The following is a 17,498-nucleotide window of genomic DNA, read 5'->3' as shown; positions in this document are numbered from 1 at the left end:
GCCGGCGCGCATCGGCCGCAGGTCTACTCCCGACTCGTCCCCTGGTACCGGTCGGACCCTGAGCCGGACCCCGACGCGACCCCGAGGACTACGACGACGCCTGCGCCCAGAACCGCTTGGGAATGCGGCCTGCGTGACGTGCCTCGTACCCCGCCACCACGGCCCCGCGCATCGCCGACGCCATGAGTGCCGGGTCCTTCGCCCTGGTCACAGCCGTGGCCAGCAACACCGCATCGCAGCCGAGTTCCATCGCGAGGGTGGCGTCGCTTGCGGTCCCGATGCCGGCGTCGAGGATGACGGGCACCCCCGCACCGTCCACGATCATCTCGATGTTGTGCGGGTTCGCGATACCGAGCCCGGTGCCGATCGGCGAACCCAGCGGCATCACGGCCACGCACCCGACGTCCTCGAGTCTGCGGGCCAGAACCGGATCGTCGGTGGTGTACGGCAGGACGACGAATCCGTCGTCGACCAGTTGCTCTGCAGCGCTGACCAACTCGATCGCGTCGGGCATCAGGGTGCGCTCGTCGGCGATGACCTCGAGCTTCACCCAGTCGGTCTCGAGCGCCTCACGGGCAAGTTGCGCCGTCAGCACCGCCTCGGCTGCACCGCGACACCCCGCGGTGTTGGGCAGCGGGGCGATGTCGAGCCGGCGCAGCAGGTCCAGCACACCGGTGCCTCCTGCGGCGTCGACGCGGCGCATCGCGACCGTGGTCAGCTCCGTGCCGGACGCGACGAGCGCCTCTTCGAGCACCGTGAGGTTGGCGGCGCCGCCGGTGCCCATGATCAACCGTGAACCGAACGTGCGGCCCGCGATCGTGAGGCCCTTCTGCACGCCGGGCGTCGCGTCAGCCACCCTGCACCGCCGTGAGGATCTCGATCTCCCAGCCCCGGACCACGAGCTCGTCCCACCGGGCGCGCGGGAACACGGCGCCGTTCACTGCCACCGCGATGCCCTTGGTGGGCAGGTTCAGCACCTCCAGCAGCCCGGTGACGGTCAACGGTTTCGTGAACTCGTGGTCCTCGCCGTTGACGCTGATGCCGATCGGCACCACTACTTGCTGCTCACTCATCTCTACCTCGCTACTTTCTCGAAACGTTCGGGGTCGGCGGCTTTCGCCTCGACCAGTGCCGAGCCCTCCAACAATGCCACCGTCGCGTCGGCGGTCACCGGGGTGAGCAGGATGCCGTTACGGCCGTGTCCCGTCGCCACCACGACCCGATCGGACACCCGGCCGATCAGCGGCAGGTTGTCCGGGGTCATCGGACGCAGACCCGCCGAGGTCTCATACAGTTCGTACTCGCCGATGGCGGGCATCAGGGCCTCGGCGTCCGCGATCAGGTCGCGCACACCGGCCACCGTGACCTGCGTGTCGTTGCCCGACTCGTACTGGGTGGCACCGACGACGATGCCGTCGGCACGCGGCACCAGGTAGGCGGGCCTGCCGTGGACGCTGCCGCGGATGGTGCGGCCCGGCGCGGGGGTCACCCCGGGACGCGAGCGCAACCGCAGGATCTCGCCCTTCACCGGGCGAACCGGAAGCCCGGGCCACAGGGCCGGTGACGCGATGCCCGCGGTGACGACGATCTGGTCGGTGCCGAGCCGGTCGAGGCTGTGCACGGCCTCCCCGATCAGCTCCACGCCGGCGTCGACGGCGCACCGCTGCAACGCCTGCAACAGCAGCCTGTTGTCCACGGCCAGTTCGTCGACGGCCAAAAGTCCCAACCGGACTCCGCGGCCCAGCATCGGCTCGAGGGCCCGGACTTCGGCACGGCCCAGGATCTGCAGGTCCCGCCCCTGGGCGCCCACCCATTCGGCGATGGTCCGCAGGTCCTCCGCGTCGGCGCCGTCCAGCGCGACGGTGAGCGAACTCTCCGACGTGAACAACGCGACGCCGGCTCCGGCCTCGAGTTCCTTCCCGAATTCGGGCCACCGGTCGAGCGATGCGCTCCCCAGTTCGAGGACGCTCTCCTCGCCGGGCCAGCCCTCGGACAACGGGGCGAGCATGCCGCCCGCCACCCAGGACGCCCCCGAACCTATCGACGGGTCGTACAGCCGTACCGACCACCCGTTGCGGGCTGCTCGCCACGCAATGGACAGGCCGATCACTCCGCCTCCGACGACGGATACCGATCTCGCCATTGAACTCCACCTCACTTCCTGCGCCGGCATGATCCGGGTCAGGTATGACGGTCGGGCTCGGCGTGAGCCCCTCTCAGCCCCACGTTCCCCGGGACTCCCGTGTTGCACTTTCACCGTAGAGGCTACCGTCATGCCGTGACCACCTCGCATCACAGCAACCTCACGGACCGTCGGCGCCGCCTCGGAACAGCACGTTTGTACCTGTGCACCGATGCTCGGCGCGAGAAGGGCGACCTGGCGCAGTTCGCCGAGGCCGCACTGTCCGGCGGCGTCGATATCATCCAGCTCCGCGACAAGGGCTCGGCCGGAGAGAAGAAGTTCGGCACGATGGACGCCCGGGACGAACTGGCGGCGCTGTCGGTGCTCGCGGCCGCGGCCAGGCGGCACGGGGCGCTGCTCGCGGTCAACGACCGCGCCGACATGGCGCTGGCGGCCGGGGCCGACGTGCTGCACCTCGGCCAGGGCGACCTGCCCGTCCCGTACGCACGGACCGTGGTGGGTTCCGACGTCCTGATCGGCCGCTCCACCCACAGCCGCGCCCAGGCCAGCCTGGCGGCGATCGAGGACGGCGTCGACTACTTCTGCACCGGACCGGTGTGGGCCACCCCCACCAAGCCCGGACGGACCGCGTCGGGCATCGATCTGGTGCGATCGACCGCCGACTCGGAGCCGAACCGCCCGTGGTTCGCGATCGGCGGCATCGACGAGTCCCGGGTTCCGGAGATCCTCGCCGCGGGTGCCTCCCGCATCGTCGTCGTCCGGGCCATCACCGAGGCCCGCGATCCGCAGGCCGCCGCGCGCTCGCTGTCCGCCCTGCTGCAGCAGAACGCGTAGTTACGGCTGATCCAGCCAGTCCAGCACCGTGGCGGGCGGCAGGACCACGATGGTGGCCGGCAACTGTTCGATCAGGTCGGGATCGGTGGTGACGATCGCCGTCACCGTTCCCAGCGTGGTGCCGTGGCCGGCCGGTTCGGCGAGGCGGCCGACGGCGTCCAGGGCCTCGAGCACCTCGACGCGCGGCAACCACCCGTAGGTGCCGTCGGGCAGGTGCACCGTGCGGGGCAGTGCCTTCGACAACTGTGCCAGCGCGCCGCGTTCACCCAGCACGTCGTGCCGGTCGAGCAGCAATCGCACCTCGGTGGTGCGCAGTTGCGGCCACCCCGCTTCGAATCCCGGGTGCAGCGGCAACCCGGCGACGTCGGTTTCCCGCACCCAGCGCAGTTCGGTGCTCTCGCCGTTCGCGACGGTGGGCAGTGGGCGCTCGGCGTCGGCGATCACCGTGGTGTAACTCCAGCCGCTCGCGGCCTTCATCGTGACGACCTCGGTGCGGACACGGATGGCCGCGCTCTCGATGCCGGCTTCCTCGTGGGCCTCGCGCACCGCGGCGTGGGTGGTGGTCTCGTGGCTGTCCCGGGCACCGCCGGGCAACGCCCACGTACCGCCCTGGTGACTCCAGACCGCACGGTGCTGTAGCAGCACGGCAGGCGTCTCGTCGGGGAGCGGCGCACGCAGCAACAACCCGGCCGCACCGTGCTTGCCCCAATGACGACTGCCGTCCGGCCCGGTTGCCCAACCGTCACCGTCACCACGCATCGACTACCCCTGTCCGACCTGATGGGTCTCCCTGCAGTTCCCTCACACTAACGGTTTCTTCCGGAACTGCCCGTCGGCAGTCGTGAACCGACCGCTGCTTATATGCTCCCCACAAGGTGCGGCCATGACACGGGAGGGGTGCGAGGTGGTTCTGCGTGTGGCACCGTCGATCGAACCCCACGGCAGCCGCGCATTGTCTGCCGCAGCGGACGACGACGTCGACCCCGCGGTGGCGCGCCGCAAGGAACTGCGCGCGTTCCTGGAGTCGACTCCCGCGAAACTCACCGCCCTCGGCGCCCTCCTGGTCCTGCTCACCCTCACCGCCGGGTTCGTGGCCGCCTCGACGGTGAACAGCAGGGAAGCCACCCTCGACAGCGTCCTCGCGGAAACGGAACCGCTGTCGTTCTCGGCACAGAACCTCTACAGCGCCCTGTCCGTGGCGGACGCCGCGGCCACGACGGCGTTCATCTCCGGCGGTCTCGAACCGCCCGAACTCCGGGACACCTACGCGCAGGCGATCGGCACCGCCTCCGCCGACCTCGTGTACGCGTCCGGCGGTCTCGCGGCGAGCGACGTGGACAGCCGCCGCCTGCTCGCCTCCATCTCCACCGACCTCAGCGTCTACTCCGGTCTCGTCGAGACCGCGCGCGCCAACAATCGCACCGGTCATCCGGTCGGCGCGGCCTATCTCAGCGAGGCGTCCACGCTGATGCAGACGAGCATGCTGCCGATGGCGCAGCAGTTGCACGCCCAGCAGGAAGCCGACGTCGCGGACACGCAGCGGGATTACTCCCGTCCGCCCTGGCTGGCGCTGATCCTGATCCTCGTCGCACTCGTCGCGTTGATCGTCGCCCAGATCGTCATCGCGAGGCTCAGCCGGCGCACGTTCAATCTCGGGCTGATCGTGGCGTCGTCGTGCACGGCGATCCTCCTGGCGTGGATGCTGGTCGCCGGGTTGATCTCCTCCCTCGACACCAAGCGGGCGCTGACCGAGGGCGCCCGCCCGATGCACGAGTTGACAGCGGCCCGCATCCTGGCCCAGCAGGCGCGCACCGAGGAGACCCTCAAACTGGTCCGCCGCGACTCGAACGGTGACTACGACGCCGTCTTCGAGGACAAGTCCGGTCAGCTCGACACCCTGCTGTCGAGTTACCCCCACGACGGCGACCGCGCGGTTGGCCACGACGAGGTGGCGCGGGCGCAGGAGGCGTGGACGCGCTGGTCTTCGGCACACGACCGCATGAACGAGATCCTCGCCAAGGGCGACTTCGTCTCGGCGGCAATGGTCGCCATCGGACCGGGACCTTCGGATTCCGCGGCTCAGTTCACCGCCGTCGACGACGCGCTCACCGACGGAATCGGCACCGCCCGCGACCGGCTGCGGTCGAACGTCGAATCCGCGGCCCGGGTGCTGACCGCGCTCGGTTCCGGTGCCCTCGTCCTGACGCTGATCACGTTCGGCGGAATTATCATCGGGTTGTGGCCTCGATTGAGGGAATATCAGTGAGGCGGCGCCGGATCGCGCTGGTGCTCGTGGCGGCCGCCTTGCTGATCGGCGGGTGCGCCGAGTCGAGTCCCGAGCACGTCGGATCGCCGAGCGTGTCGTACACCGAGCCCCCGCTTCCCGCGGCCGCGACGCCGGCGCCCGAGACCAGCGCTGCGCCGCCGACTCCCGAGAAGGACTGCGGCGATCCCACCGCGAGCCTGCGCCCGTTCCCCGACACCGACGCCGCACCGCCGATGCCGACGGTCGACGCCATCCGCGCGCGGGGGCGTCTCGTCGTCGGCCTCGACACGGGCAGCAATCTGATGAGTTTCCGCGATCCGGCGACCGGTGCCATCCAGGGCTTCGACGTCGACGTGGCCCGGGAGATCGCGCGGGACCTGTTCGGCGATCCGGACCGGCTCGAGTACCGCATCCTCACGTCGGCGAATCGTGAGAAGGCACTTCAGGAGTCGATGGTCGACATCGTGGCCAAGACGATGACCATCACCTGCGACCGGAAGGAACGGGTGGCGTTCTCCTCCGAGTACTTCGAGGCGCAGCAGCGGGTTCTCGTCGTGAAGGGCTCCCCGATCCGCAGCGCCGCCGACCTGGACGGGAAACGGGTCTGCGTCGTCCGCGGCACGACGTCGCTGACACGGTTGCAGCAGGTGGCGCCCACCGCGGACATCCTGACGGTCCCCATGTGGTCGGATTGCCTGGTGGTCCTGCAACAGCGGCAGGTCGATGCGGTGAGCACCGACGACACGATCCTCGCCGGTCTGGCGTCCCAGGACCCTTATCTCGAGATCGTCGGAGACAGCATGGGCGCCGAGCCGTACGGCGTCGGCATCACCAAGTCGAACGAGGACCTGGTGCGGTTCGTCAACGGCACGCTCGAACGCATCCGCCGCGACGGTACCTGGACCAGGATGTACGACCAGTGGCTGTCGATGCTGGGGCCGTCCCCCGCCCCGCCGTCCGCCGTGTACCAGGACTGAGGGGACGCATGCCGCAGCATTCGCAGAATCCGGAGTCCACCGACCCGGACATCGCCACCCAGGCCGCCGTCCGGGAGCCGGAAGAGGACGCCACGCAGGCCGCGGTCCGGGAAGAACCGGACGAGGGTCCGGCCACCCAGGCGGCACCGACGTCCCGGCCGTCCGGCGCGTCCGGCACCGGCCGCTCGACGCGCTCACCGCGCACCCGGTCCGGGCAGCGCCTGCGTCTCGGCGGCGGTCTCGTCGAGGTTCCCGTCGTGAAGACACTCGACCCGGCGTCCGCCGTGATGACCGAGCCGAAAGTCCCCGAGAGCAAGCGCTTCTGCTGGAAGTGCAACAAGCCGGTGGGCCGCACCGGCGCCACGTCCGAGGGCTCCGAGTTCGGTCTGTGCCCCAACTGCGGAGCCACGTACGACTTCCGGCCGCTTCTCGGCCCGAACGAGTTGATCGGCGGCCAGTACGAGGTACAGGGCTGCATTGCGCACGGCGGCCTCGGCTGGATCTATCTGGCCATCGATCGCAACGTCAGTGACCGGTGGGTGGTGCTCAAGGGCCTGTTGCACTTCGGCGACGCCGAGGCTCAGGCCGTGGCGGTGGCCGAACGCCAGTTCCTCGCCGAGGTGGCCCACCCGAGCATCGTGAAGATCTTCAACTTCGTGGAGCATCCCCGGTCGGACGGGACCCCGATGGGGTACATCGTGATGGAGTACGTGGGCGGTCACTCGCTGCGGGACGTCCTGTCGACGCACGCGAAGCCCGAACGCATGCCGGTCGAGCAGGCCATCGCCTACGTGCTCGAAATCCTTCCCGCACTGGCGTATCTGCACTCCACCGGTCTGGTGTACAACGACCTCAAACCCGACAACGTGATGGTCACCGAGGATGCCCTCAAGTTGATCGACCTCGGTGCCGTCGCGGGCATCGAGGACTACGGCTACCTGTACGGCACGCCCGGGTTTCAGGCGCCGGAGATCGTCAAGACCGGCCCGACCGTGGCATCCGACATCTACACGGTGGGGCGCACACTCGCCGTGCTGACGCTCGACATGCCGTCCGACAAGGGCCGGTACCTCGACGGGATCCCGTCCCCCGAGCAGGCGCCGCTCCTCGCGGAATACGAGTTCTTCCACCGACTCCTGTTGCGCGCCACCGACCCCGATCCGAGCAGGCGTTTCGCGTCGGCCGAGGAGATGACGGGTCAGCTCACAGCGGTGCTGCGGGAGGTGCTCGCGCAGCAGACCGGCGAGGAGCATCCCGGACTGTCGACCGTGTTCAGCAAGCAGAGAACGACTTTCGGCACGGACGAGGCCGTCGAGCAGACCGACGTGTACGTCGACGGCGTCGAACGGGACGAAAATCTCGATCCGCAGTCGGTGGCGCAGGCTTTGGCGGTACCCCTGATCGACCCGACCGATCCCAACGCCCCGCTCCTGGCCGCCGCGGTGCACAGCGAGCCGCAGCAGACGCTGGATTCCATTCGGCACGCGCGCGAGAACGGGATCGAACGGGTCGTCGGAGACCTGGACGTGTCGTTCTCCCGGGAACTCACGCTCGCCGAGATCAAGGCGCACCTCGATCTCGGTGACGCCGCCACCGCCACCGAACTCCTCCGCGACGTGGAGGGAGACATGGGTGGGAACTGGCGCGTCGACTGGTACGCCGGACTCGCGACGCTCATCGACGGCGACTACGAGACGGCGTTCTCCCGTTTCGAATCCGTACTGCAGGCGATGCCCGGGGAGACGGCACCCAAACTTGCGCTCGCCGCCACCGCCGAACTGATTCTGCAGCACTGGGAGAGCTCCGACCCCCACCAGTGGCGGACGTTCGCCGAGAAGTACTACCGGACGGTGTGGCGGACCGACCACAGCATGGTGAGTGCGGCATTCGGTCTGGCGCGGCAACTCACCGAACGCGGAGATCTGCCCGGTGCCATCACCGCCCTCGATCAGGTTCCCGCGACGTCCCGGCACTTCACCATGGCCCGGATGACGAGCGTGCTGATGCTGTTGTCCGGCAAGCCGATCGAGGAGATCGACGAATCGGCCCTCCGGGAGGCTGCACTCCGTGTCGCCGCGCTCGCACCCGAGGAGAGCCGGGCACTGCAGATGCGCACGCTCGTACTGGGCACCGCACTGGACTGGATGCGTGCCGGTCACACCTCGGCGACGGAACTCGAGCAGATCCTCGGTGTGCCGTTCACCGAACGGGGACTACGCAAGGGCGCCGAGGCCGGCCTGCGGGCGCTGGCCCGCAACGCCCCCGAGCGCACTCACCGGTACACGCTGGTGGATCTGGCCAACACCATCCGGCCCAAGAGCCTGCTGTAACGCTCAGGCGCCGATCAGCTCCACCGCCGCACGGGCGATCGCGAACTCCTCATTGGTGGGCACGACCAGCACCTGAACGTCGGACTCGTCCGCCGAGATACGGCGCGCATCCCGGGAATCCGCGCGGTTGCGGTCGTCGTCGACGACGATGCCGAGGCGCCCCAGCCCGGCCAGGCTGTCGCGGCGGACGTCGACGTTGTTCTCGCCGACTCCCCCGGTGAACGTGATGACGTCGACGCCGCCCAGTTCCACCAGGTAGGCGCCGATGTACTTGCGGAGTCGGTGCACGTACACGTCGTACGCCAACGCCGCAGCCTCGTCGCCCTGGCCGACGAGCGTCAGGAGCGCCCGGAAGTCGTTGACCCCCGACAGGCCCTTGAGTCCGGAGTGCCGGTTCAGGAGGTCGTCGATCTGATCGACACCCATCCCGCTGCGGTGCAGGTGCAGGATGACGCCGGGATCGACGTCCCCGGACCGCGTTCCCATGACGAGTCCCTCGAGCGGGGTCAGCCCCATGCTCGTGTCGACGGCCAGGCCCCCGCGGATCGCGGACGCCGAGGCACCGTTCCCCAGGTGCAGGACGATCTGGTTCAGCTCGGACAGGTCCCTGCCGAGGAACTCGGCCGCGCGCGCCGACACGTACTGGTGCGACGTGCCATGGAAGCCGTACCGCCGGATGGAGTGCTCCTTCGCGACCTGCCGGTCGATCGCATACGTCGACGCCTCCGCGGGCAGGGTGTGGAAGAACGCGGTGTCGAACACCGCGACGTGCGGGATGTCCGGCAACTCCTCCCGCGCCACCTCGATCCCGATCACGTTCGCCGGATTGTGCAGCGGCGCAAGGGCCGAAAGGTCCGAGATGGACTGCACCACTGCGTCGTCGATGATCGTGGGTTCGAAGAACACGTCGCCGCCGTGGACGATGCGATGGCCGACCGCGACGATCCCCGCCTCCCGCAGAGGCCGACCCACCTCGGCGACGATGTCCGACACCATCTTCAGCCCGGCGCGGTGGTCGGCGATGTGAACGTGGCGCTCCGCCAATCCGGTGCGGTGGTGATAGACGATGCGCCCCTCGGGTTCCCCGATCCTCTCGACGAGACCGGACGCCGAGGACTTACCGGTGTCCGGGTGGATCAGCTGGAACTTGATCGACGACGAACCGGAATTGACTACCAGTACAGACCCCTCGGTCACTGCTCTGCTCCCTGCGCCTGGATCGCGGTGATGGCCACGGTGTTCACGATGTCCTCGACCAGCGCCCCCCGGGAGAGGTCGTTGACGGGTTTGTTGAGGCCCTGCAACACCGGCCCGACGGCGATGGCGCCGGCGCTGCGCTGCACGGCCTTGTACGTGTTGTTCCCGGTGTTGAGGTCGGGGAAGATGAAGACCGTCGCCTTCCCGGCTACCGCCGAATCGGGCATCTTCTTGTCGGCCACGCTCTGCTCGATGGCAGCGTCGTACTGAATGGGGCCTTCCACCAACAGGTCCGGGCGACGCTCGCGGACGAGTTTCGTCGCAGAGCGCACCTTGTCGACGTCCGCGCCGCTGCCGGAGTCGCCGGTCGAGTACGACAGCATCGCGATACGCGGATCGATGCCGAACTGGGACGCCGTCTGCGCCGACGAGATCGCGATGTCGGCCAGCTGTTCGGCCGTGGGGTCGGGCACCACCGCGCAGTCCCCGTACGCGAGCACCCGATCGGACAGGCACATCAGGAACACACTCGACACCGTGGACACCCCCGGCTGCGTCTTGATGATCTCGAACGACGGCCGGATGGTGTGCGCCGTGGTGTGCGCGGCACCGGAGACCATGCCGTCCGCGATTCCCAAGTGCACCATCATGGTTCCGAAGTACGAGATGTCGGTCATCACCTCGCGGGCACGGTCCACGGTCATGCCCTTGTGGGCGCGGAGCCGCGCGTACTCCTCGGCGAACGGACCGGCGTGTTCGGACGTCCGGGGGTCGAGTACCTGCGCGTCACCGAGGTCGACGCCGAGTTCCGCCGCGCGGCGACGCACCTGCACCTCGTCGCCGAGAATCGTCAGCTCCGCCACCTGCCGTTGCAGCAGTCTCCCCGCCGCGCGGAGGATGCGGTCGTCGTCGCCCTCCGGGAGCACGATGTGCTTGTGGTCGCGGCGGGCGCGGTCGATCAGCTGGTATTCGAACATCTGCGGAGTCACCACCGACGGGATCGGCAGCTTCAACCGCTCCAGCAGGGTGGGTGCGTCCACCCGGAGTTCCATGACACTCAGCGCGGTGTCGATCTTGCGCTGCGAACCGACCGCCACCCGGCCACGGGTCTGCGCGGCCGCGCTGGCCGTGTCGAACGTGCCCAGTCCGGTGGTGAGGATCGGCAACCGCGGCTTGAGGCCGGCCATCAGCTTCGCGAGTGCCGGGTGCGGCATCAGCCCGCCGTTCATGATGATGCCCGCCAGCGACGGGAATCCCTCGGCCTCATGCGCATTCACCATCGCCAGCAGCACGTCGGAACGGTCGGCCGGGGCGATCACCACCGTGCCCTCCGTCAACCGTTCGAGAATGTGCTCCGCCGTCATTCCGCCCACCATCACCCGCAGGGCCTCCCGGTGGAGGAGCTCGGGGTCGCCACTGAACAGGCTGCCGTCGATCGCCTCGAGGAGCTCGGCCATGGTCGGTGCGACCAGCAGGGGGATCTCGGGCAGGCTCCACGCGGGCACACCGGTGACCGCCAACGCGTCGGTGACCGCATCGAGTTGGTCGGGGTCGCACCGATTGGCGACCACGGCCAGCAGGTGGGCGTGGTGAGCGGTCAGTTCACCGATGGCGAGCTGGGCTAGTTGGGCGATCTCGTCGGGGGTGCGCCGCGCTCCCTTCACGGCGAGCAACACCGGGGCGCCGAGGTTCACGGCGATCCTGGCGTTGTAGCCGAGTTCGCTGGGGCTGGCCACGTCGGTGTAGTCGCTGCCGATCACCACGACGGCATCGCACTGCGCCGCCACCTGGTGATACCGGGAGACGATCTCGCTGAGCGCGCCGTCGGGATCGGCGTGGACCTGCTCGTATGTGACCCCCAGGGACTCCTCGTACCCGATGTCGGCCGTGGTGTGCTCGAGGAGCAACTCGAGGATGTAGTCGGTTTCCTGCGTCGATCGGGCGATGGGACGGAAGACGCCCACCCTCGCCGCGGACGCACACAGCATCTGCAGCACACCCAGCGCGATGGTGGACTTGCCGGTGTCCCCCTCCGGTGAGGCGATGTAGACGCTCGACGGCTGAGGACGTGCGGGCGGATTCACGGGTGAGGGTGTCGCTGGCGCAGCCATGGCCATAGCGTATCCGGCCACCGGATCAGGGCGATTGACAGCGCACCCGCCCGGCGGTCAGATGACGTATGGCCGAATCACCCTTCCCCGACGTCCGATGGGGCAGCGAGAACAGCTTCCTCCGCGAACCCGCAGCCAAATTTGCCGCCACCCGACCCGGATCGTTGCTGATCCGGAAACTCGCCGGAGTCGACCGCCGGCTCCTCCAGAAGACCAGGGGACGCTTCACGATCCTCGGTCCGATCGCCGCTCCGGTAGTCCTGCTGACCACGACGGGGCGCAAGTCGGGCGCACCACGGACCAGCCCGCTCCTGTACTACCGCGAGGGTGAGCAGATCTTCGTCGTGGGCAGCAACTTCGGGCAGGATCACCACCCGGCGTGGTCCGGGAACCTTCTCGCCCAGCCGAACGCGAAGGTCACGATCGGCGGGAAGGACATCCCCGTCACCGCGACTCTCCTCGCCGAACCGGAGCGGACACGGATTTATCGCGAATTCGACGAGATGGTGCGCGTCTACGGCGTCTACGAGCATCGAACGAACCGCACGATGCGGGTGTTCGCTCTCACCGCCTCGTGAGCCGAGCGCAGTGTCGGGGCCGGGAGCTGTGGCGCCGCCGACCGGTATTGGTGCCCGGTCGGGGTGCGGACGTCGATGAGGTGGGTGCCGCCGGGGTTGTCGACTGCGCGGGCGGACCATCCGTCGCCTTCCTTCGCATAATTGCACGCCTCGCACAGCCCGGACCCGTTGTCCGCCGACGTGGCACCGGACTCTCGGCGTGAGCGAATGTGGTCGCGATGCCGGATCGGCGCATCGCACCACGGGGTTCGGCACGTCCGGTCCCGCAGGTCGATCAGCTGTCTCAGGCTCTTCGGGAACGTGCGCGCCTGCGATTCCATCGCGGTCAGCGCCCCCGACTGCGGGCACGAATACACCCGCCGCAGCGACATCTCGGTGTCACCATCGGCGGCGTCGGCCACCAGCTGCCGGGCGATCCCCGCCGGTATCGGCCCGAACCCCTGCAACTGCGCGGCCTCGTGCCCACCGGCCAGCAAGGTCTCGTCGGAAAGCACCAGATTCACCGCCACCGGAACACCACCAGCAGCGGCCCGCCCGGTGCCGCGGTCGAACAACAGGTCCACCATCAGCTGATTGCGGGTCCGGCCACCACTGTTGCCGGTGGCGATCAAACTGTCCGCATCCCGCCCCAGCGTGGCCTGCAGACGGACCGCCTGCTCGACCGGCATCAACACACTCAGATACGCCATCGAATCCGGCGCCGGCCGCGTCGTCACCCGCCGCTCCGACACCGCCTTACGATGCCGCCGCACCACGGACGCGGCGTCGAGTTCCACCGCCAGCGCCTTCGCCCGTGCGATCAGACCGCGGTCCCCGACCCCGTCGAGAATGGCCGGGTCCGAACACAACCGGCGATCCACGCTGCCCCGATCCGCCGCCGACAGGCAGGCTGTTTCGCGCACCAACAGGGTGGCTCGCCATTCGTTCAACCGCCCGGTCCGCAACATGGCCAGGGTGTGCGGCATCTCGTGCACCAACGCCTGTGCGAACCCCAGATGTCGCCCGCCGCGGTTCGGGGATTCCCTGCGGGCCAACGCAATCTGCGACGCGATGCCCCGGTCCCACTCTGCCCGCGGCAACCCCCGAGCCCTGCGGTCCTCGCGAATACTCGTCGCGACGCCGTCGGTGATCACCGCCTGCACCGCGCACCCGACCGACTTCAACGCCTCGATCGCATCGAGCCACTCGATCCCCACCCCGGCGTCCCCACCCGCCTCGACGCATCGCAGCCGCGCCGTGAACGCACGCAACTCCTCCAGATCCGCTGCCACCAATTCCCCCACAACCAACCTCCCCCAAGGTCGTTCGAATACATGTTCGACACTAGCAAGAGTTCGTGAACAATGGCAATAGCCACACCCCGGCAAAAGTGAGTGCGGCACAGGACCGTACGGCGCTATACAGGAGATCGCGCAAACCTGACTGCGCCGAGGAATGGAGAAGTAGTTGCCCACGAATGCCGCACCGGATCCGATGACCCTGCATCCCGTTTCGGGTCAGCCTCGCGTGGTCCTCCTCAAACCTCTGATCGAGAATCCACTGATCGAGGTCGGGGAGTACAGCTACTACGACGCTCCCGAGTTCGCGGACGAGTTCGAAACGCGCAATGTTCTGCACCATTACGGGCCGGACCGGCTGATCATCGGCAAGTTCTGCGCGTTCGCGACCGGGACCACGTTCATCATGAACGGCGCAAACCATCGAATGAGCGGAGTCTCGACGTTCCCGTTTCCGATCATGGGCGGGTCGTGGGCCCAGCACGCCGATCTACTCGCGGATCTACCGTCGCGCGGCAACACCGTCGTCGGCAACGACGTGTGGATCGGAGGCGACGCGACGATCATGCCTGGCGTCCGCATCGGACACGGCGCGATCGTGTCGACCGGTTCGGTGGTGACGCGGGACGTGCCGGACTATGCCGTCGTGGGCGGGAATCCGGCCGTCCACATCAAGGACCGCTATTCGGAATCCGAGATCGCCGCACTGGTGCGGATCGCGTGGTGGGACTGGCCGATTTCCGCCGTCACCGAACATGTGCGAACCATCGCCGCAGGCACCGTCGAGCAACTCCTGGAGATCGCCGCCGGACTCGGCTGAATCAGCCGCGCGCCGCCTGCGGCGCGTCGGTCTCGAGGTCGAGTTCGCCGTCGTCGGCGAACACGAGGCGTCCGTCGTCCAGCGCGACGGCCCAGCGGTGCACGGGTGCCCAATCACGTCCGAGGAGTCCCTCCGACTGGGACAGGTCCGCGAAATCCTCGATCACGACACCGGGCGCGGGAGCGTCGGAGTCGCGGCGGACCCGAACGCGAGCGCCGACGACGACGTCGAGGCTGTGGGGCTGGGCGGCACTCTTCTGATCAGACATGGGTTCATTCCGCTTTCTGCAGGGTGATGCCAGGGCAAGGGATCATCCGGGCCCGCTGCCGAGAACTCACTACAGACGATCGGCAAATTTTGAGCAAGCCTTGGGTCGCAGTTGTGGGGATCATCACCGAGGCCTTGACGCCCGAAGAACTACCCGCAAGTTGTCCACTATTTGTACACCAGAGCCATTGACGTCAAGGGGCTTCTTCGACATGATTAGGTGTAACTGCTGGTCACACTGACATGGAGGATTTCATGGCACGCTCGACGCTCGCTCTCCGCAATCCGAAGATCACGGATCGCCAGGACACCGGCGCCCGGCTTCTCCAGTCCTCCGCACGCATGTCGTACGACCCGACCGTCGAGGTGGACTGGGACGCGCCGGTCCCCGACGACCTGTACGGCCTCACCCCAGAGTGGTCCTCGCTGTACGGAACGCCGATGTGGGACGAGATGACGTTCGAACAGCAGATCACGCTGACGAAGCACGAGGTGTCCTCGATCATGGGCACCGGAATCTGGTTCGAGATGATCCTTCAGCAGATGGTCATCCGGGACATGTACGCCAAGGACGCATCGCAGGCCCACTTCCAGTTCGCGCTGACCGAGGTGGCCGACGAGTGCAGGCACTCGGTGATGTTCGCGCGCACCGCCGAGAAGTTCGGTTGCCCCTCCTACGTTCCGCGCAAGTCGGTGGTCACACTGGGTCGCGGGTTCAAGGCGCTCGCCTCGGGAGAGGTCGCGTACGCCGGCATTCTCGTCGCCGAAGAGATCCTCGACGTCATGCAGCGCGACTGGATGAAGGACACACGCGTCCAGCCGATCGTCCGCGTCACCAGCAAGATTCACGTGGTCGAAGAAGCCCGGCACATGCGCTTCGCCCGGGAGGAGACCCTGCGACGGGCCCAGGGCATGAGCAAGGCGCACCGTGCTGCGAGCCGCGCCTGCATCGCTATCGCGTCCAATCTGATCGTCTCCAGCATGATCAATCCCGCCGTCTACGCGGCAGCCGGACTGGACACCGAACGTGCGCTCCGCGAGGCGAAGAACAACCGATTCCGGGCCGAGAAGATTCGCGAGAGTTCGCAGCCGCTCATGCGGTTCCTGGACGACGCCGATCTGCTGGGCGGTCCTTCCCGGCACCTCTACAAGCGCGTGAACATGCTGTGAGGCCCTTCGGGCCCGTGAGTGGTTGACGAGTCCCTGCACTCGTTAACCACGCACGGGCGGCGAAGCCGCCTACCCCCGCAACCGCGGCGCCAGATCCCGCTCGAAGAGTTCCAGGAACCGCTTCTGATCGTGGCCGGGAGCGTGGAACACCAGGTGGTTCAACCCTGCATCGAGATACGGGCGGATCTGCGCCACCGCCTCATCCGGATCCGACGCCACGATCCACCGCTTCGCCACCTGCTCGATCGGCAACGCATCCGCCGCCTTCTCCATCTCGATCGGATCATCGATGCTGTGCTTCTGCTCCGGCGTCAACGACAACGGCGCCCAGAACCGGGTGTTCTCCAGCGCCAACTCGGGATCCGTGTCGTACGAGATCTTGATCTCGATCATCTTGTCGATCTCCGCCACATCACGGTCCGCCTTCTCCGCCCCCTCCGCGACCGCAGGCATCAACTTCTCCGTGTACAACTCCATGCCCTTCCCGGACGTGCAGATGAACCCGTCACCGCTCCGACCGGCATACCGGGCCACCACCGGACCACCGGCCGCGATGTACACCGGAATCCCACCCTCGGGCACGTCGTAGATCGACGCCCCCTTCGTGGTGAAGTACTCCCCCTCGAAATCGACCCGATCACCGAGCCACAGCTCACGCATCAACCGGACCGCCTCCCGCAGCCGCGCGAACCGTTCCTTGAACTCCGGCCACTCCCCCGCGAAACCCGTCGCGATCTCGTTCAGCGCCTCTCCGGTGCCCACCCCGAGCATGATCCGCCCCGGGTACAGACACCCCATCGTCGCGAACGCCTGCGCCACCACCGCCGGGTTGTACCGGAACGTCGGCGTCATCACCGACGTCCCCAACTGCAACCGCTCCGTCCGCTCCCCGACCGCCGTCATCCACGCCAACGAGAACGGCGCATGACCACCCTCGTGCCGCCACGGCTGGAAATGATCCGACACCGTCGCCGAATCCATACCGTGCGCCTCCGCCAGAACACCCAGCTCCACCAACTCCCGCGGACCGAACTGCTCCGCGGACGCCTTGTAACCGAGCTTGAGTTCGTGGGCCACCGTGTACTCCTTCGTCTTCACGTCCGGTTCGCGAGATGCAAACCTCTTCTGCAGGTTAGAGCGCGGCCACCAGGCTGGCGAGCGCCGCTCCCAGTGCCACCACCGTCAGTGTCACCGCGAACAGCCACAACTCGTGGGGCGGCGGCATCGGTGCTCCGTCGCGCAGGGCCTTCTCGACCTGCGACCACCGCCGCATGCCGACGAGGGCCGCGGCTGCGGCGAGACCGATCAGGATCAGGCCGAGGGTCGTCCGCACCCACCCCGTGCTGAATTCGGGGACCAGGTGGATCATCGCGATGCCACCGGCCAGAAGTGCAAGCGAACTCCGCATCCAGGCGAGGAACGTCCGCTCGCTTGCGAGGGTGAAACGTTCGTCGGGCCGGTCGTTGTCGGTCACCGAATCATCTTTACACCGGTTCGCTGGAACCGCACCAAGCAGGTACCCCGCAGT

General features: G+C 67.9%; 17 protein-coding genes and 1 riboswitch. Of the genes, 7 read left to right on the top strand and 10 right to left on the bottom strand.

Features of this window, described 5'->3' with window-relative positions; translation table 11 throughout:
- Positions 1 to 88: 88 nt before the first annotated feature.
- The 3 genes from CJ177_RS16300 to thiO all read right to left on the bottom strand — a co-directional run bounded on the left by CJ177_RS16300 (position 89) and on the right by thiO (position 2,143).
- Positions 89 to 856, bottom strand: coding sequence for a thiazole synthase (locus CJ177_RS16300; protein WP_005251713.1), 768 nt, complete (start codon positions 854 to 856; stop codon positions 89 to 91).
- Positions 849 to 1,073, bottom strand: a complete 225-nt coding sequence (gene thiS / locus CJ177_RS16295; RefSeq protein WP_095868127.1) for a sulfur carrier protein ThiS — start codon at positions 1,071 to 1,073, stop codon at positions 849 to 851. The genes CJ177_RS16300 and thiS overlap by 8 nt, the downstream gene beginning before the upstream one ends.
- 2 nt (positions 1,074 to 1,075) lie before the next feature.
- Positions 1,076 to 2,143 carry a glycine oxidase ThiO gene (thiO, locus tag CJ177_RS16290; RefSeq protein ID WP_037182604.1) on the bottom strand — a complete coding sequence of 356 codons (1,068 nt, stop codon included), beginning with the start codon at positions 2,141 to 2,143 and terminating at the stop codon, positions 1,076 to 1,078.
- Positions 2,140 to 2,254, bottom strand: a riboswitch (TPP riboswitch). It overlaps the preceding gene by 4 nt.
- A 24-nt stretch (positions 2,255 to 2,278) precedes the next feature.
- Here thiO and thiE point away from each other — a divergent pair.
- Positions 2,279 to 2,977: a thiamine phosphate synthase gene (gene thiE / locus CJ177_RS16285; protein ID WP_005264846.1), complete on the top strand. Its 699-nt coding sequence runs from the start codon at positions 2,279 to 2,281 to the stop codon at positions 2,975 to 2,977.
- On the opposite strand, the gene CJ177_RS16280 is transcribed toward thiE, so the two are convergent.
- Entirely contained in the window at positions 2,978 to 3,736 is a 759-nt protein-coding gene (locus tag CJ177_RS16280) for an NUDIX hydrolase (protein ID WP_005251707.1), read from the bottom strand.
- Positions 3,737 to 3,860: 124 nt separating this feature from the next.
- On the opposite strand from CJ177_RS16280, the gene CJ177_RS16275 reads away from it, so the two are divergent.
- From CJ177_RS16275 to CJ177_RS16265, 3 genes are read left to right on the top strand one after another with little or no spacing between them, the layout of a single operon-like run.
- A complete protein-coding gene (locus CJ177_RS16275; RefSeq protein ID WP_061701232.1) occupies positions 3,861 to 5,243 on the top strand; it encodes a hypothetical protein in 1,383 nt (460 codons plus the stop codon).
- Entirely contained in the window at positions 5,240 to 6,220 is a 981-nt protein-coding gene (locus CJ177_RS16270) for a glutamate ABC transporter substrate-binding protein (RefSeq protein ID WP_082833640.1), read from the top strand. Before CJ177_RS16275 ends, CJ177_RS16270 begins: the two co-directional genes overlap by 4 nt.
- An 8-nt stretch (positions 6,221 to 6,228) precedes the next feature.
- Positions 6,229 to 8,550 (top strand): serine/threonine-protein kinase, encoded by a 2,322-nt coding sequence (locus CJ177_RS16265; RefSeq protein ID WP_095868126.1) that lies wholly within the window; start codon positions 6,229 to 6,231, stop codon positions 8,548 to 8,550.
- A 3-nt stretch (positions 8,551 to 8,553) separates the two neighbouring features.
- Here the strand turns inward: CJ177_RS16265 and CJ177_RS16260 are convergent, their stop codons facing one another.
- Both CJ177_RS16260 and pta read right to left on the bottom strand, forming a co-directional pair.
- On the bottom strand, positions 8,554 to 9,747 hold the full coding sequence (locus CJ177_RS16260; protein ID WP_005251699.1) for an acetate kinase: 1,194 nt from the start codon (positions 9,745 to 9,747) through the stop codon (positions 8,554 to 8,556).
- Positions 9,744 to 11,864, bottom strand: coding sequence for a phosphate acetyltransferase (pta, locus tag CJ177_RS16255; protein ID WP_095868125.1), 2,121 nt, complete (start codon positions 11,862 to 11,864; stop codon positions 9,744 to 9,746). The genes CJ177_RS16260 and pta overlap by 4 nt, the downstream gene beginning before the upstream one ends.
- 62 nt (positions 11,865 to 11,926) lie before the next feature.
- Here pta and CJ177_RS16250 point away from each other — a divergent pair, with 62 nt between their 5' ends.
- Complete coding sequence (locus CJ177_RS16250; protein WP_005251697.1) at positions 11,927 to 12,436, top strand: nitroreductase/quinone reductase family protein; 510 nt, start codon at positions 11,927 to 11,929, stop codon at positions 12,434 to 12,436.
- Here CJ177_RS16250 and CJ177_RS16245 read toward each other — a convergent pair.
- Positions 12,382 to 13,719: an HNH endonuclease signature motif containing protein gene (locus CJ177_RS16245; RefSeq protein WP_095868124.1), complete on the bottom strand. Its 1,338-nt coding sequence runs from the start codon at positions 13,717 to 13,719 to the stop codon at positions 12,382 to 12,384. The two genes, CJ177_RS16250 and CJ177_RS16245, sit on opposite strands and share 55 nt — an antisense overlap.
- Before the next feature lie 190 nt (positions 13,720 to 13,909).
- On the opposite strand from CJ177_RS16245, the gene CJ177_RS16240 reads away from it, so the two are divergent.
- On the top strand, positions 13,910 to 14,533 hold the full coding sequence (locus CJ177_RS16240) for a CatB-related O-acetyltransferase (RefSeq protein ID WP_179443245.1): 624 nt from the start codon (positions 13,910 to 13,912) through the stop codon (positions 14,531 to 14,533).
- Between the two features lies 1 nt (position 14,534).
- On the opposite strand, the gene CJ177_RS16235 is transcribed toward CJ177_RS16240, so the two are convergent.
- Positions 14,535 to 14,801, bottom strand: coding sequence for a hypothetical protein (locus CJ177_RS16235; RefSeq protein WP_005251693.1), 267 nt, complete (start codon positions 14,799 to 14,801; stop codon positions 14,535 to 14,537).
- Positions 14,802 to 15,055: 254 nt separating this feature from the next.
- Here CJ177_RS16235 and CJ177_RS16230 point away from each other — a divergent pair, with 254 nt between their 5' ends.
- The gene (locus CJ177_RS16230) at positions 15,056 to 15,970 is read left to right on the top strand and encodes a diiron oxygenase (RefSeq protein WP_005251692.1); all 915 of its coding nucleotides are present in this window, start codon (positions 15,056 to 15,058) and stop codon (positions 15,968 to 15,970) included.
- A gap of 69 nt (positions 15,971 to 16,039) precedes the next feature.
- Here CJ177_RS16230 and fgd read toward each other — a convergent pair whose 3' ends face one another.
- Together fgd and CJ177_RS16220 are read right to left on the bottom strand one after the other, a co-directional pair.
- On the bottom strand, positions 16,040 to 17,047 hold the full coding sequence (gene fgd, locus CJ177_RS16225) for a glucose-6-phosphate dehydrogenase (coenzyme-F420) (RefSeq protein ID WP_054247883.1): 1,008 nt from the start codon (positions 17,045 to 17,047) through the stop codon (positions 16,040 to 16,042).
- A 55-nt stretch (positions 17,048 to 17,102) separates the two neighbouring features.
- Positions 17,103 to 17,444 carry a YidH family protein gene (locus CJ177_RS16220; RefSeq protein WP_005264833.1) on the bottom strand — a complete coding sequence of 114 codons (342 nt, stop codon included), beginning with the start codon at positions 17,442 to 17,444 and terminating at the stop codon, positions 17,103 to 17,105.
- Positions 17,445 to 17,498 lie beyond the last annotated feature (54 nt).

The organism is Rhodococcus sp. ACPA1 (assembly GCF_002300195.1).
In the GTDB taxonomy this organism is placed as follows: Bacteria; Actinomycetota; Actinomycetes; order Mycobacteriales; family Mycobacteriaceae; genus Rhodococcus_F; species Rhodococcus_F opacus.
This window is presented reverse-complemented; position numbering and strand designations above follow the sequence as displayed.

Bases quoted from the DNA above. Each gene is read 5' to 3' on its own strand.
- CJ177_RS16230 (WP_005251692.1), top strand. From the start codon at position 15,056: ATGGCACGCTCGACGCTCGCTCTCCGCAATCCGAAGATCACGGATCGC.
- CJ177_RS16250 (WP_005251697.1), top strand. From the start codon at position 11,927: ATGGCCGAATCACCCTTCCCCGACGTCCGATGGGGCAGCGAGAACAGC.
- CJ177_RS16265 (WP_095868126.1), top strand. From the start codon at position 6,229: ATGCCGCAGCATTCGCAGAATCCGGAGTCCACCGACCCGGACATCGCC.
- CJ177_RS16235 (WP_005251693.1), bottom strand. From the start codon at position 14,801: ATGTCTGATCAGAAGAGTGCCGCCCAGCCCCACAGCCTCGACGTCGTC.
- pta (WP_095868125.1), bottom strand. From the start codon at position 11,864: ATGGCCATGGCTGCGCCAGCGACACCCTCACCCGTGAATCCGCCCGCA.
- thiO (WP_037182604.1), bottom strand. From the start codon at position 2,143: ATGGCGAGATCGGTATCCGTCGTCGGAGGCGGAGTGATCGGCCTGTCC.
- CJ177_RS16275 (WP_061701232.1), top strand. From the start codon at position 3,861: ATGACACGGGAGGGGTGCGAGGTGGTTCTGCGTGTGGCACCGTCGATC.
- CJ177_RS16280 (WP_005251707.1), bottom strand. From the start codon at position 3,736: ATGCGTGGTGACGGTGACGGTTGGGCAACCGGGCCGGACGGCAGTCGT.
- thiS (WP_095868127.1), bottom strand. From the start codon at position 1,073: ATGAGTGAGCAGCAAGTAGTGGTGCCGATCGGCATCAGCGTCAACGGC.
- CJ177_RS16240 (WP_179443245.1), top strand. From the start codon at position 13,910: ATGACCCTGCATCCCGTTTCGGGTCAGCCTCGCGTGGTCCTCCTCAAA.